This is a genomic window from Pseudomonas syringae pv. coryli str. NCPPB 4273 (assembly GCF_000972175.1).
Classification (GTDB): domain Bacteria; phylum Pseudomonadota; class Gammaproteobacteria; order Pseudomonadales; family Pseudomonadaceae; genus Aquipseudomonas; species Aquipseudomonas syringae.
This window is the reverse complement of sequence record NZ_AWQP01000016.1, coordinates 137084-150674: the sequence shown is the minus strand read 5'-3', so window position 1 is coordinate 150674 and position 13591 is coordinate 137084. Positions and strand designations below refer to the sequence as shown.

The window sequence follows — 13591 nt, the reverse complement described above, 5'->3', positions numbered from 1 at the left end:
ACATTCTGTCGGGTTTTTACACAGTCTGGGCCATGGAGGGCCCGTTGCGGCGACCCCCGGATCAGTGACAGGGCGAAGGAACCCGACGAAGTCGGGCCGGAAACGGAGCTGCGGGCTTTGCCTACTTTGGCCCCATCAAAGTAGGTCGCCGAGGGGCGAAAAGGTGACCTGAGTCGAACCCCAATCCACCTGACATCGCAGAACCGCCGTGTGACGCGGAGCGTCACGAACTGCATTCCCACGCGGAGCGTGAGGAACGAGAGTTATACGGGAGAAAACTTCTCGTCACTCTGCGCAGAGCGCAGGGACGATAGCAAAAAGGCCCGGTCACTGAGTGAGCCGGGCCTTTTTGATGGTGTCAGACGATCACTCGCTGAGCGTCGGAACCTTGCGAGGGGCCATGAAGTACATCCAGATCAGGGCAATGAAATACATCGCCGGGATCATGGTGAACAACACGTTGTAGTTGTTATTGGTGGCGGTCAGCACCGCACCCACGATCTGCGTCATGAACATACCGCCGATGGCCGCACACATGCCGCCGAAGCCGAACACGGTACTCATCATGTGCTTGGGGGTGTAGTCCATCACCAGGCTCCAGATATTCGCCGTCCAGGCCTGATGCGCACCCACGGCAAGCGAAATGGCCAGTACCGCCACCCACAACCCACTGGCATTGGCCGCGAACACCACGCTGCAGATCGTGATGGCAAAGATCAGCATCGACAACAGCCGCGCAGTCGTCGCACGCATGCCACGACCAATCAGCCAGGACGACAGAATGCCGCCACCGACACTGCCGAAGTCAGCCGTCAGCCAGATCAGAATCAGCGGTATACCCATCTGCGTCACGCTGATCCCCAGGTTGTATTGCTGATTGAGGAACGGCGGCAGCCAGTACAGGTAGAACCAGAACACCGGAGCAGTAATCGCATACGCCAGCGCGAACGCCCATGTGCCACGCATTTTCAGAATGCCGGTGAACGGCACCTTGACCGGCGCCGGTTCGACTTCCTGATTGATGTAATCCAGCTCGGTCTTGCTGACGGTCGGATGCTCTTCGGGGTTGTAGTACTTCAGGCGCCAGGTGATGGCCCAGAGCAGCCCCAGCGAACCCATCGCCACGAAGGCGGCCTGCCAGCCCCAGACCGTGAGGATCACTGGCAGCAGAGCCGGGGTCAGCATGGCACCGACGTTAGTGCCGGCGTTGAAGATACCGGTGGCCACCGCGCGCTCACCGGCAGGGAACCACAGCCGCGTGGTCTTCACACAGGCCGGGTAGTTGGCGGCTTCGGTCAGGCCCAGAATGAAGCGGCAGACCATGAAGCCGACAGCGGAAGTGGCAAGGCCGTGCGCGCCAGTCGCCAGGCTCCACAGCAGCACCGCAAGGAAGAACGCGCGCTTCACGCCGACCTTGTCGATGAAGCGGCCCTGCAGCACGAAGCCGACCGCATAACCGACCTGAAACCAGAAGTTGATGTTGGCGTAGTCCATCGCCGTCCAGCTCATTTCCTTGGCGAGGATGGGCTGCATGACGCCGAGCGCGGCCCGGTCGATGTAGTTCAGCGTAGTGGCGAAGAACACCAGGGCGAGCATGCCCCAACGAGTCTTGCCCACGGCGAGTGCGCCGCGGATCTTTTCGCCCATCCCGGCACGGGCGGCCTGGGCGACAGGGTTGGTCTGGGTGTTAAGCATGATGTTCTAACCATCCGTTCCAGGACTGTGCTGCTGGCAACAGTCGGACTGAGAAGTCCACTCGATGCAGGCGTTGTGCAGGTAAAGTGAAGTCGTAGAACCGTGATTCGACTGGCCTGTAGACTCAGGCTGTCCTCGAAACGATCCGTCGGGCCGACAATTTACAGGTTGGGCCGCGTAAGTGTGTTGGAATGTTTCAGGCGACGTGTACCCAGGCCGGGCTTTTGGCCGGGCAGGTTCGTCGAACAGGACGTCTGGTAAGACGGACGGGCGAGCGGGCGAGCAAAGCGAGAAGGGTGCACATGAGCAATGTTCCTGTTTTTTGAATTGTTATGGGTTGCTGCTGATGAAGCGAAGATCAAAAATGTCGGACTGCGGGTCTATCCTGCAATGTGATGCTGATGTTGAGCATTGCGAGATACAGCGTCAATTGAGTAAAACGGCTTTTGTTCGATAATCGAACGTAAAACTAACCGGTTCGTACACTTTATGTTGCTGTAGTATTTTCACAGGCAAATACTTTACTCGCACCTCTGAATAAGGCCGGGAAAGGCCAGGAATGCGGTGCTGTCCAGTCGCGACCCAAGCAGGTCGCGTTCATCCAGGAGCTGAAAAGCATGCAGCGTTCAATTGCTACCGTATCCTTGAGCGGTACTCTGCCCGAAAAGCTCGAAGCCATCGCCGCAGCCGGCTTTGACGGCGTCGAGATTTTCGAAAACGACTTGTTGTATTACGACGGTAGCCCACGCAACATCAGGCAAATGTGTGCCGACCTGGGCATCGCCATCACCCTGTTTCAGCCGTTCCGCGATTTCGAAGGCTGCCGCCGTGATCGTTTGCAGCGCAATATCGACCGTGCCGAACGCAAATTCGATCTGATGCAGGAGCTGGGCACCGATCTGGTGCTGGTCTGCAGCAATGCGTCTGCCGATTCGGTGGGCGACGAAAACATTCTGCTCGATGACCTGGGCCTGCTCGCCGAGCGCGCGGGTGCCCGTAACCTGCGCGTCGGTTATGAAGCGCTGGCCTGGGGCAAGCACGTGAACACCTGGCAACAGGTCTGGAACCTGGTGCGTCAGGTTGACCACCCGGCGCTTGGCGTGTTGCTCGACAGTTTCCATACCCTGTCGCTGAAGGGCGATCCGAGCGCCATCGCGCAGATCCCGGGCGACAAGATCTTCTTCGTGCAGATGGCCGACGCACCGCTTCTGGCGATGGATGTACTGGAGTGGAGCCGCCATTTCCGCTGCTTCCCGGGGCAGGGTGAATTCGATCTGGCCGGCTTCCTCGCGCCGATCCTGCGCAGTGGCTATACCGGGCCGTTGTCGCTGGAAGTGTTCAACGATGGCTTCCGTGCAGCGCCGACACGCGCCAATGCCGCGGACGGCCTGCGTTCGCTGCTCTATCTGGAAGAGAAAACCCGCCAGCTGATGGCGCGTGACGAGCCGGCCGCCGCTCCTGAAATTCTCTTCAACCCACCCGCGGCCAGCACCTACAATGGTGTCGAGTTCCTCGAGTTTGCCGTTGACGAGAGCCACGGCGCTCGCCTGTCGGGCTGGCTGCAACGGCTGGGCTTTGCCAAGCTGGGTCAGCACCGTTCCAAGGCGGTCAGTCTGCTGGGGCAGGGCGATATCAGGATTGTGCTCAATGCCGAACCCTATTCCTTCGCCCATAGCTTCTTCGAGGCGCACGGCCCGTCGCTGTGCGCCACTGCCTTGCGCGTCGACGACGGCCATCAGTCGCTGGAACGTGCGCGTGCCTTCAAGGGCCAGCCCTATCGTGGCCTGGTCGGCCCCAACGAACGGGAGATTCCGTCGGTCCGCGCGCCTGACGGCAGCCTGATCTATCTGGTGGATAACGCCGCGCCGGGAGAATCGATTTACGACAGCGATTTTGTCGTCGATCCGCAAGCCGTCGCCAAGGGCGGGTTGCAGCGTATCGACCACATGGCCATGGCGCTGCCGGCCGACAGCCTGGACAGTTGGGTGCTGTTCTACAAGAGCATTCTGGATTTCGAGGCTGACGACGAAGTGGTCTTGCCCGACCCCTATGGTCTGGTTAAGAGCCGTGCGCTGCGTAGCCGTTGCAGCACCGTGCGCTTGCCGCTGAATATTTCCGAGAATCGCAATACGGCCATCTCCCATGCGCTGTCGAGCTATCGCGGCTCGGGCGTGCACCACATTGCATTTTCCTGCGAAGACATCTTCGCCGAAGTGAGCCGCGCCAAGGAAGCGGGCGTGCCGTTGCTGGACATCCCGCTCAATTACTACGATGACCTGGCGGCGCGCTTCGATTTCGACGAGGAGTTTCTCAGCGAACTGGCGTATTACAACGTGCTCTATGACCGCGATGCGCAGGGTGGCGAGTTGTTCCACGTCTACACCGATGCGTTCGACGGGCGCTTCTTTTTCGAAATCCTGCAGCGCAAGAACGGCTACGTAGGGTATGGCGCTGCCAACGTACCGGTGCGTCTGGCTGCGATGGCCAAGGCGCGCAATGTGGCAGCACGTCAGGCGCGTCTGTAAGGCGAATCCGATTGCAGGGCTGCTGCGAGGGTTCGACGCCCTCGCGGCTTCCCTCGGTTGCCGGTCGGCTTCATACTCCGCGCATTACTCGTGGTCATGAGCCAACAATGAAAACAACTGACGACTCCGTTGCCGTTGCGTCGAAAGGGCGCAAGAACAATCCGGAAAAGACCCGCGAAGACATTCTGCAGGCTGCCGTTGCCGAGTTTGTCGCCCATGGCCTGTCGGGTGCGCGTGTCGATGCCATTGCCGAACGCACCAAAACCTCGAAACGGATGATCTATTACTACTTCGGCAGCAAGGAGCAGCTGTACGTCGAAGTGCTGGAAAAACTCTACGGCGCGATTCGCAACACCGAGAGCCAGCTCAATCTGTCCGAACTCGAGCCGGTGGAAGCGATTCATCGCGTGGTCGAGTTCACCTTCGACCACCACGACAGCAATGTCGATTTCGTGCGCATCGTGTGCATCGAAAACATCCATAACGGCGAGAACGTCAAACAGTCCGAATCGATTCAGGCCAAGAGCCAGAACATCATCAGGGCGCTCGACGGCATTCTGCGTCGTGGCGAAGCCAGCGGCTTGTTTCGTGACGGTGTTCACCCGGTGGACCTGCACCTGATGATCAGCTCGTTCTGCTTCTACCGGATCTCCAATCGCCATACCTTCAGCGAAATCTTTCAGATCGAGCTGTGGAGCGAGGAGGTCAAACAGCGTCACAAGGCAATGATCTGCGACGCCGTGTTGCGTTATCTCAAGCGCTGATGTTTACAGCGTGTGGAAGTGCGCCATCATCCGCTCTGCATCGGCGGACTGGCCACTGAACAGTTCAAAGGCCTTGACCGCCTGAAACACCGCCATGGTGCTGCCATCCAGTGTTCGGCAGCCCAGTGCGCGGGCATGCTTGAGCAATTCGGTTTCCAGCGGAAAGTAAATGATTTCCGCCACCCACAGTTCAGGCCGCAGCAACTCGACCGGCAACGGCGTGCCTGGCAGTTTGGTCATGCCGACCGGCGTGGTATTGACCAGTCCGTCGGCTTCGGCCATCGCCGCAGGCAGGTCGATGCCCACCTGAGCGCGCCCTGCACCGAAGTGCTGGTTGAGGTTGTCCACCAGCCCCTGGGCGCGTTGCGGCTCGACCTCGAACACGCTGAGGCGCTCGACGCCCGCGCTCAGCAGCGCATGAGCCACGGCAGCGCCCGCGCCACCTGCACCCATCTGCACCACCTGTTGGCGTGGGGCCTTGTCCAGGCCGCGCTGAAAACCTTCGGCAAAGCCCAGGCAGTCGGTGTTATGGCCGATGCGCTTGCCGTCCTTGAACACCACCGTATTCACCGCGCCGATACCGCGCGCTTCATCGGACAGCTCATCGAGTAACGGGATGACCGCCTGCTTGCACGGGAAGGTGATATTCAGGCCAGTGAAGCCGCACTGTCGGGCGCCCTCGAGAAGCTGGGGCAGGGCGTGGATGTCCACTTGCAGGGCGTCTATGTCGATCAGCCGATACAGATAGCGCATGCCTTGCGCATCACCTTCATGCTCGTGCATGGCGGGCGTGCGCGAGGCCTGGATGCCCGAGCCGATCAGGCCGGCGAGGATGGAGGGTTTTTCAGCATGAGTCATAAAATACGTCTCTTGTTTTTGTGTCACTGCCCGGTTAGCGGCAGGTGTTAAACGGAATGTACCAGATGGTTAATAGTGCCGCAGGCAGGAGTCGATTACCACGCAGCGATGTTGTGCGGTGATCGCACTAATCAGTGATAATCCACGGCCAGCCGCTTCAGGCTTACACGAGTTCGAGTCCCCGCATGTCCGAGTCCGTTTTCAGCGCCGCACAGCAGCAAGCCAGTACGTTGTATCTGCCTCCGGGCTCGTGGGCCACGGTGCTCGATTGCCTGTGCGCGAAATTTCCGGCCATCAGCCGCGAACAGTGGCTGGATCGGTTTGCTCGCGGCCGGGTGCTGGACGAAAACGGCAAGGCCATCGCGCCTGATCTGGCGTACCGGGAGGGGCTGCGGGTTCACTACTTTCGTGAGGTTGCCAACGAAACGCCGATCCCCGTGGTTGAGACGATCCTCTACGCCGACGAGCATCTGGTGGTGGCTGACAAGCCGCACTTTCTCCCGGTGACACCCGCAGGCGAATATGTCGAGCAAACCTTGCTGCGCCGCCTGATCCATCGTCTGGACAATCCTGATCTGGTGCCGCTGCACCGCATCGACCGGCACACCGCGGGGCTGGTTCTGTTTTCCGCCAACCGGCAGACGCGCTCGGCTTATCAGGCATTGTTCCCCACCCGGCGCATCGACAAGTTTTATCAGGCCATTGCGCCAGCGCTGCCGGAGCTGACGTTTCCGCGTCTGCACGAGAGTCGTCTGGTCGAGGGCGAGCCGTTCTTTCGCATGCAGGAGGGCGTCGGCGCGAGCAACACCCGTACGCAGATCGAGGTGCTTGAACGGCAGGATAAATTGTGGCGCTACGGGCTTTATCCGGTGACCGGCAAAAAACATCAGCTGCGTGTACATATGGCTGCACTGGGCGCTGCCATCTGCAACGATCCGTTCTACCCGGACGTGGTGAAAGACCCGGTGGACGACTATCGGAATCCTTTGAAGCTGTTGGCCAGCAGTTTGCGCTTCGTCGACCCGCTCAATGGCGAGCAGCGCCACTTCGAGAGCCTGTTGCAGCTCGACTGGTAGTACAGCGATAGCGAAATGACAGGCAAAAAAAACCCGCACTCGGCGGGTTTTTTCAAATCAGTAACGCGACGCCCGGATCACAGATCCTTGACGGTACGTACCTGATCCTTGTTGATGCGGGTCTGCTTGCCGTCGAGTTGCTTGAACTCGTAGAAGCCAGAGTCTTCATCGTACTTCGGCGTGTCGACAGCCTGGATTTCACGACCATCGTTCAAGGTGATCACAGTGGGCGATGCGCAGCCGGCGAGGGAGGCAATGCTCAGTGCAAGCAGGAAGGCAGCGGGAAGGGTCCGTTGTTTCATTACTGTGTCTCCAGATGGATTCTTGATTTGCTGAACTCTCAGACGGATACACCGTCAGCAAGTTCCGTATACACCCGCAGCAACTTCAATGACCAGTCACTTGTTGCGGTTTTCACTGATCCCGGTCAACAGACAGGGAGTGTTCAGGTTGGCCAGGCGTGGATCACCGGCTTCCAGTTGCAGAGCGACTGGTTGCAGCGGTTCCAGAGCCCGTCTCGGACTGCGTTCGCCGGCCTGCCATGCGGCTTCCAGCGTTGCGGCGTGAGCGACAGGGATCATACCTAAAAGCGGCTGCCAGTGCTGACCTTCACGCACCATTATCGGTCGCTCCGGGTATTCAACGGCTTTTTCACGCAGTGCGTGCAGCAACGCTGCATCGACCAAAGGTGCGTCGCAGGGCAGGATCAGCAACCATCGATGCCGCGCCAGGGGCAGTGCGGCGCGGATCCCGGCCAGAGGACCGTTGAAATCGGTATCGTCGTCCTGCACTAGTCGATCGGCGTAACGCGCATAGCGATCGATATTGCGATTGCAGGAAATGATCAGGTCGTCGGTCAGCGGTCGGGTCAGTCGATGCAGATGTTCGATCAGCGGGGTGCCCTGCCATTCGATCAGGCCCTTGTCACGCCCGCCCATGCGCTGTCCCCGGCCTCCGGCCAGCAGCAGAATAGAGCAGGGCGGCAGTGTGGCAGGAACATTCATCGAACACTCGTCGGGCAGTCAAAAGGAGGGCTGTGATATAACACCCGCCTGTTTTCTTAACAACTGGATGAGGCCATGAAAGCCAAGGCTGACACACCTTTCGTACCCCTTAACATCGCCGTATTGACCGTCAGCGATACCCGTACCCGTGAAACCGATACCTCGGGTCAGATGTTCGTCGATCGCCTGACCGACGCAGGCCACGGCCTGATCGAGCGCGTACTGCTCAAGGATGACCTGTACAAGATCCGCGCTCAGGTAGCGACCTGGATTGCCGACGATCAGGTGCAGGTCGTGCTGATTACCGGTGGCACCGGCTTTACCGGCCGTGACAGCACACCTGAAGCCGTGGCTTGCCTGCTGGACAAGCAGGTCGATGGTTTCGGTGAGCTGTTCCGGCAGATATCGGTGCCGGACATCGGCACCTCGACCATTCAGTCCCGCGCGCTGGCCGGCCTGTCCAATGGCACGCTGGTGTGCTGCCTGCCCGGGTCCACCAATGCGGTGCGCACGGCATGGGATGGCATTCTTGCCCAGCAACTGGATTCGCGTTTCCGGCCTTGCAACTTTGTGCCTCACCTCAAGCAGGCCGAGCCCTGTGCGACCCGTGGTTGAGTGCTCATGAGCAACCAGCCGAAAACCCTGCTGCCTGTTGAAGACGCCATTGCGCGTCTGTTGAAGATGGCCGAGGCCACGCCGATCACCCAGCGTCAACGCGTCTCGCTGGCCGATGCCGAAGGCCGGGTGCTGGCGGTGGATCTGGTCTCAACGCTGGATCTGCCGCCCTGGCCGAACAGCGCCATGGACGGTTATGCCTTGCGCGTGGCGGACTGGCACGGCGAGCCGTTGACCGTCAGTCAGCGTATCTTCGCCGGTCAGGCCCCCGAGCCTCTGGCTCCTGGCACCTGTGCGCGTATTTTCACTGGCGCGCCGATGCCTGAAGGCGCTGACTGCGTCGAGATGCAGGAAAACGCCGAGGTGCTGGCGGATCAGCGTGTGCGCTTCAACGAACCACTGGGCGCCGGGCAGAACATTCGTCCGCAAGGCCAGGAAACCCGCGTTGGCGATACCGTGCTGGCCGCCGGCACGCGGCTGGGTCCGATCGAACTGGGTCTGGCGGCCTCGCTGGGCCTCGCCGAGCTGGAGGTGATTCGTCGCGTACGGGTCGCGGTGCTGTCCACGGGCGACGAGTTGATTGAGCCCGGTCAGCCGTTGGGGCCGGGGCAGATCTACAACAGCAACCGGGTGTTGCTGTGCAGCTGGCTGAAGCGGCTCGAATGCGAGGTCGTGGATGCAGGCATCCTGCCGGACGATCTGGAAAAGACTCGCGCTGCACTGGCGAACCTGCAGGGTGTCGATCTGATTCTCTCCACGGGCGGAGTGTCCGTGGGCGAAGCGGATTTCCTTGGCCACGCATTGCGTGAAGAGGGCGAGCTGACACTCTGGAAGCTGGCCATCAAGCCTGGCAAACCGCTGACCTTCGGGCATTTTCGGGGTGTGCCGGTGATCGGTCTGCCGGGTAATCCGGCCTCTACGCTGGTCACTTTTGCCTTGCTGGCCAGGGCTTACCTGCTGCGTCGCCAGGGCGTGATCGACGTCGCACCCTTGCAGTTCCCGGTGCCCGCCGGGTTTGTCTGGACGCGTCCTGGCAATCGTCGCGAGTACCTGCGCGGCCGTCTGGAGCAGGGCCGGGCCGTGGCGTATCGCAATCAGAGTTCCGGCGTACTGCGCAGCGCTGCGTGGGCCGATGGTCTGATTGAAGTCCTCGAAGGCTCGACCGTGGCCGAAGGTGACTGGGTCAACTTCATCCCGTTGAGTGAAGTGCTCGGCTGAGTGCATTCGAATGGTGGGGCGGGTACGCATGAGCTACGCTCAACAACGCTGACACAGTGGGCAACCGGACTTCGCCCTGGAGTATTGTTATGGCGCCATTGAGAGTGGCTTGTGTGATCCCGACCTACAACGGACGCAAGGATCTGGAACGTCTGCTGGATTCACTGGCTGCGCAGACTGCCAGCTTCGACACGCTGATCGTGGACTCCAGTTCCTCGGATGGCACGCTGGAACTGGCGCAAGCGCGATGTGCCAATGTGCTGCGCATCGACAGCAAGGATTTCAACCACGGCGGCACCCGGCAGATGATGGTCGATCTGCATCCCGACTATGACGTGTATGTCTTCATGACCCAGGATGCGTATGTTGAAGACATCAATGCCATCGCCAACCTTCTGCTGCCCTTCGCCGACCCGAAGGTCGGTGCGGTATGCGGGCGGCAGTTGCCGCACAAGGACGCCAACCTGCTGGCCCAGCATGCACGGCTGTTCAATTACCCGCCGACCTCGCAGATCAAGACCCTCGCCGATGCCGGCAAGCTGGGCATCAAGACGCCATTCATGTCCAACTCGTTTGCGGCCTATCGAGGCGAAGCGTTGCGGGCCATTGGCGGTTTCCCGCGGCATGTGATCCTCTCGGAAGACATGTACGTCACCGCGAAAATGCTTATCGATGGCTGGAAAGCGGCGTACGAAGGCTCGGCTGTATGCCGTCATTCGCACAATTACAGCCTGCGTGAAGAGTTTCGCCGTTACTTTGATATCGGCGTGTTCCAGGCCCGGGAAGCGTGGATCTACGAAACCTTTGGTGGCATTGGCGGCGAGGGCATGCGTTACGTCAAGTCCGAGCTGAAATTCCTCGGTCCCCGGCGAATCCTCTGGTGGCCTGTGTCGTTCGTGCGTAATGCGCTCAAGCTGCTGGCCTACAAGCTGAGTCGGCAGGAAAAGCGCCTGCCGCGCGGCGTGAAGAAGAAGCTCGGCATGTACGCGCGCTACTGGGACAGCCCTTACGCCTGAGTTGCGCCGCTGACCAGGCCTGCGGCGCATGAGCAGGTCAGCTTTTCGCGGCTTCTTCGTCCAGACGGTCTGCCTCGAACAGCTGCGCGAGGTCGGCCCTGGCTTCGCGGGCGGTCTGCAGGACTTTGGCGTCGTCGTCATACACCTCATGCTGAGCGGCCAGCACCTGTTCGTCGTGACGCTTGAAGCGACTGATGCGCGCATCGGCCTGTGTTTCGCTGAGACCCAGGCCCATGAGGGTCTGGCGACTCATTTCCAGGCTCGAGTAGAACGTTTCGCGAACTGCGTGAGCGCCCAGGTCCATCAACCGATGAACATGCTGGCGGTTACGTGCGCGGGCAATGATCTTCATGTGCGGATACAGCTTGCGGATCAGCTCGGCAGTCTTGATGTTGGTGTCGGGATCATCGGTCGCGATGACGAAGTATTCGGCCTCATCGACTTTGGCGGCACGCAATATTTCCGGGCGCAACGGGTCGCCATAGAAGACCGGCACATTGCCGAAGCTGCGGGAGAACTCGATGGACTCGACGGCGGTGTCCAGGGCGATGAAAGGAATCTTCTGCGCGCGCAGGATACGCGCGACGATCTGCCCCATACGGCCCATGCCGGCAATCACCACCCGTGGTTTGTCGGTCTGGATATCGCGGTATTCGGCCGGCACCTCGACGGGCTTGACCTTGGGTTTGATCCAGCGCGCCAGAGCAATGAACAGCAACGGCGTGATCGCCATCGACAAGGTGATGGTCAACACCAGCATGTCGTACAGCCCGGCCTCGAACAGCCCCTGAGCGCTGCCGATCTTGAACACCACAAAGGCAAATTCGCCGCCTGCGGCCAGTACCAGGCCCAACTGCAACGCGCTGCGGTTGTTGAGTTCGCCAAGGGTGCGACCGATCAGGAACAGCATCGGCAGCTTGATTGCGATCAGCAACAGCGTCAGACCCAGCACGATCAGCGGTGAGCTGAGCAACAGGCCGACGTTGGCGCCCATGCCGACGCTGATAAAGAACAACCCCAGTAGCAATCCCTTGAACGGTTCGATCTGTGCTTCCAGTTCATGACGGTACTCGGAGTCGGCCAGCAGCAGACCAGCGAGAAACGCGCCCAGCGCCATGGACACTCCGACCAGTTCCATCAGCCACGCCGTGCCTATCACCACCAGCAAGGCCGTGGCGGTCGAGACTTCCTGGATTTTGGTCTTGGCGACGATACGGAACACCGGCCGCAGCAAATAGCGTCCGCCAATCACCACAATGGCAATGCTGCCCAGCACGCGCAGGCCGTGGTTGATGCTTTCGCCGGTGTCCATCGCGTGGTCAGCCCCGGCCAGAAACGGCACCATGGCAATCAGCGGGATCGCCGCAATGTCCTGAAACAGCAGAATCGCGAACGCCATCCTGCCGTGCGGGCTGTTCAGCTGCTTGCGTTCCGCCAGGCTCTGCAGGCCGAAGGCCGTGGACGACAGGGCAAGGCCCAGGCCCAGAATGACCGCCGTGTTCAGCGGCTGGCCGAAGGCAGCGAAGGCGACCCCGCCGATGATCAGGCCGGTCAAAAGCACCTGCGCCATGCCGACGCCAAACACGGATTTACGCATGACCCATAAACGCTTTGGCGAAAGCTCGAGGCCAATGATGAACAGCAGCAGTACCACGCCAAGTTCGGAAATATGGCTGACGCTCTCGGTATCGCCGATCAGGCCCAGTACCGAAGGGCCGATGATCACGCCGGCGAACAAATAACCGATCACCGCGCCCAGCTTCAGCCGCTTGGCCAGCGGCACCGTCAGCACGGCGGCGAGCAGAAATACCACTGCGACCTGCAGCAGGCTGCCTTCATGGGGCATGTAAAACTCCTTGGTAATAATTGAACACACTGTTGAAGCAGGGGCGGTATTAAAGCATGGGAGTTTTACACGGCAACGCTCATCGCGGCATGACGATAATCAACGTCGTTGATAGAACGTGCAGGAAAGGGTGCGCAGGAGAGGGAGGGTGACGATGCCATCCGTTGCGCATCGGCGTAAGATATGCCCGCAAACAGGCAGCGTCAGTTGCCGGCTCATGAGCATTCAGGAAACCGTTATGACCAACAAGCAGCGTTTGATTTACTCGATTCTGATCGCCCTCGGCGTTCTGGCGATCATGCTGGGCTTGTCGCATCTGCAAAACAGCGGTGCCATCACCGAAAAGACCTTTCAGTACATCGCCATCAGCGTGGCAGTGCTGGTAGTGATCCTCAACGGCATCATGCGTCGCAAGGTCAAGCGCTAAGCGCTGGTGACCGGTGCGACGAGGAGGCGGGGTTTACCGGGCGCTGTCCTTGCCGACTTCCCCCAGCCATTCCCGGGCGCGGGGATGCAGGCTGTAGGTCTTGTCGTCGTTGAGGTCGATCACGCCCTCGTCGCACAGTCGCTTGAGGACCTCGCGCACGCTCAGAAACGATAGCGGCACATCGAGCCTGAGCAACTGGCTGTGTACGCCGCGCACTCCCAGAGGGTGGCCTTCTTCGCTCGAGACCAGTAGCGCGTCGAGCACCTTGAGCCTGACCAGGCTGGTGCGCAGGCCAAAGCTTTTCAGAAGCATCCGGATGTGCTCGTTTCCGGGCCGCTCGGTCTCCAGAGCGGGCGACTGTGCCTGCGCAGCCACTGCGGTTTGCCGCAGCAGGGTGCGAGTCGTGATTCCTTGGCGATTGAACATCCGCAAACTCCTTTTCAGGCTTTTTAAACACTCTCAATTACTAAGACGAACGAGCTCGGCAAAACCTCAGTGATCGACTGAAAAAAATACGCGACCCAGTCTGTACAGGCTCGCTGCAGCA

Annotated in this window: 13 protein-coding genes; 7 read left to right on the top strand and 6 right to left on the bottom strand. The window is 60.2% G+C overall.

The features are described from left to right. Positions 1-366 precede the first annotated feature (366 nt). Positions 367-1695, bottom strand: coding sequence for an MFS transporter (locus tag P406_RS08430; RefSeq protein ID WP_003393004.1), 1329 nt, complete (start codon positions 1693-1695; stop codon positions 367-369). Between the two features lie 617 nt (positions 1696-2312). Between P406_RS08430 and quiC the strand changes: the two genes are divergently transcribed. Then, positions 2313-4220 (top strand): 3-dehydroshikimate dehydratase QuiC, encoded by a 1908-nt coding sequence (gene quiC, locus P406_RS08425; protein ID WP_003433018.1) that lies wholly within the window; start codon positions 2313-2315, stop codon positions 4218-4220. 107 nt (positions 4221-4327) lie between these two features. After that, positions 4328-4984, top strand: coding sequence for a TetR/AcrR family transcriptional regulator (locus tag P406_RS08420; RefSeq protein ID WP_003416207.1), 657 nt, complete (start codon positions 4328-4330; stop codon positions 4982-4984). Positions 4985-4987: 3 nt separating this feature from the next. On the opposite strand, the gene P406_RS08415 is transcribed toward P406_RS08420, so the two are convergent. Continuing rightward, positions 4988-5842, bottom strand: a complete 855-nt coding sequence (locus tag P406_RS08415; protein ID WP_004410140.1) for a shikimate dehydrogenase — start codon at positions 5840-5842, stop codon at positions 4988-4990. Positions 5843-6027: 185 nt separating this feature from the next. Here P406_RS08415 and P406_RS08410 point away from each other — a divergent pair, with 185 nt between their 5' ends. Next, positions 6028-6918 carry a pseudouridine synthase gene (locus P406_RS08410; protein WP_046235933.1) on the top strand — a complete coding sequence of 297 codons (891 nt, stop codon included), beginning with the start codon at positions 6028-6030 and terminating at the stop codon, positions 6916-6918. Between the two features lie 77 nt (positions 6919-6995). On the opposite strand, the gene P406_RS08405 is transcribed toward P406_RS08410, so the two are convergent. Together P406_RS08405 and mobA are read right to left on the bottom strand one after the other, a co-directional pair. After that, positions 6996-7220: a YgdI/YgdR family lipoprotein gene (locus P406_RS08405; protein WP_003315600.1), complete on the bottom strand. Its 225-nt coding sequence runs from the start codon at positions 7218-7220 to the stop codon at positions 6996-6998. 96 nt (positions 7221-7316) lie between these two features. Continuing rightward, a complete protein-coding gene (mobA, locus tag P406_RS08400) occupies positions 7317-7922 on the bottom strand; it encodes a molybdenum cofactor guanylyltransferase MobA (protein ID WP_046235932.1) in 606 nt (201 codons plus the stop codon). Positions 7923-7997: 75 nt separating this feature from the next. Here mobA and moaB point away from each other — a divergent pair, with 75 nt between their 5' ends. The 3 genes from moaB (at position 7998) to P406_RS08385 (ending at position 10771) form a co-directional block, all read left to right on the top strand. Next, positions 7998-8537 (top strand): molybdenum cofactor biosynthesis protein B, encoded by a 540-nt coding sequence (gene moaB, locus P406_RS08395; RefSeq protein ID WP_002553131.1) that lies wholly within the window; start codon positions 7998-8000, stop codon positions 8535-8537. 6 nt (positions 8538-8543) lie between these two features. Beyond that, entirely contained in the window at positions 8544-9755 is a 1212-nt protein-coding gene (locus P406_RS08390) for a molybdopterin molybdotransferase MoeA (protein ID WP_046235931.1), read from the top strand. Between the two features lie 89 nt (positions 9756-9844). Then, positions 9845-10771 carry a glycosyltransferase family 2 protein gene (locus tag P406_RS08385; protein ID WP_003416212.1) on the top strand — a complete coding sequence of 309 codons (927 nt, stop codon included), beginning with the start codon at positions 9845-9847 and terminating at the stop codon, positions 10769-10771. A 37-nt stretch (positions 10772-10808) separates the two neighbouring features. Here the strand turns inward: P406_RS08385 and P406_RS08380 are convergent, their stop codons facing one another. Then, complete coding sequence (locus tag P406_RS08380; protein ID WP_046235930.1) at positions 10809-12617, bottom strand: monovalent cation:proton antiporter-2 (CPA2) family protein; 1809 nt, start codon at positions 12615-12617, stop codon at positions 10809-10811. Positions 12618-12855: 238 nt separating this feature from the next. On the opposite strand from P406_RS08380, the gene P406_RS08375 reads away from it, so the two are divergent. Then, on the top strand, positions 12856-13044 hold the full coding sequence (locus tag P406_RS08375; RefSeq protein WP_003393013.1) for a hypothetical protein: 189 nt from the start codon (positions 12856-12858) through the stop codon (positions 13042-13044). Positions 13045-13077: 33 nt separating this feature from the next. On the opposite strand, the gene P406_RS08370 is transcribed toward P406_RS08375, so the two are convergent. Further along, positions 13078-13470 carry a hypothetical protein gene (locus P406_RS08370; protein ID WP_003416214.1) on the bottom strand — a complete coding sequence of 131 codons (393 nt, stop codon included), beginning with the start codon at positions 13468-13470 and terminating at the stop codon, positions 13078-13080. Positions 13471-13591 lie beyond the last annotated feature (121 nt).

Coding starts and splice junctions, on each gene's coding strand:
- P406_RS08390 (WP_046235931.1), top strand. CDS start 8,544: ATGAGCAACCAGCCGAAAACCCTGCTGCCTGTTGAAGACGCCATTGCG.
- moaB (WP_002553131.1), top strand. CDS start 7,998: ATGAAAGCCAAGGCTGACACACCTTTCGTACCCCTTAACATCGCCGTA.
- quiC (WP_003433018.1), top strand. CDS start 2,313: ATGCAGCGTTCAATTGCTACCGTATCCTTGAGCGGTACTCTGCCCGAA.
- P406_RS08375 (WP_003393013.1), top strand. CDS start 12,856: ATGACCAACAAGCAGCGTTTGATTTACTCGATTCTGATCGCCCTCGGC.
- P406_RS08415 (WP_004410140.1), bottom strand. CDS start 5,842: ATGACTCATGCTGAAAAACCCTCCATCCTCGCCGGCCTGATCGGCTCG.
- P406_RS08385 (WP_003416212.1), top strand. CDS start 9,845: ATGGCGCCATTGAGAGTGGCTTGTGTGATCCCGACCTACAACGGACGC.
- P406_RS08430 (WP_003393004.1), bottom strand. CDS start 1,695: ATGCTTAACACCCAGACCAACCCTGTCGCCCAGGCCGCCCGTGCCGGG.
- P406_RS08420 (WP_003416207.1), top strand. CDS start 4,328: ATGAAAACAACTGACGACTCCGTTGCCGTTGCGTCGAAAGGGCGCAAG.
- P406_RS08405 (WP_003315600.1), bottom strand. CDS start 7,220: ATGAAACAACGGACCCTTCCCGCTGCCTTCCTGCTTGCACTGAGCATT.
- P406_RS08410 (WP_046235933.1), top strand. CDS start 6,028: ATGTCCGAGTCCGTTTTCAGCGCCGCACAGCAGCAAGCCAGTACGTTG.
- P406_RS08380 (WP_046235930.1), bottom strand. CDS start 12,617: ATGCCCCATGAAGGCAGCCTGCTGCAGGTCGCAGTGGTATTTCTGCTC.
- mobA (WP_046235932.1), bottom strand. CDS start 7,922: ATGAATGTTCCTGCCACACTGCCGCCCTGCTCTATTCTGCTGCTGGCC.
- P406_RS08370 (WP_003416214.1), bottom strand. CDS start 13,470: ATGTTCAATCGCCAAGGAATCACGACTCGCACCCTGCTGCGGCAAACC.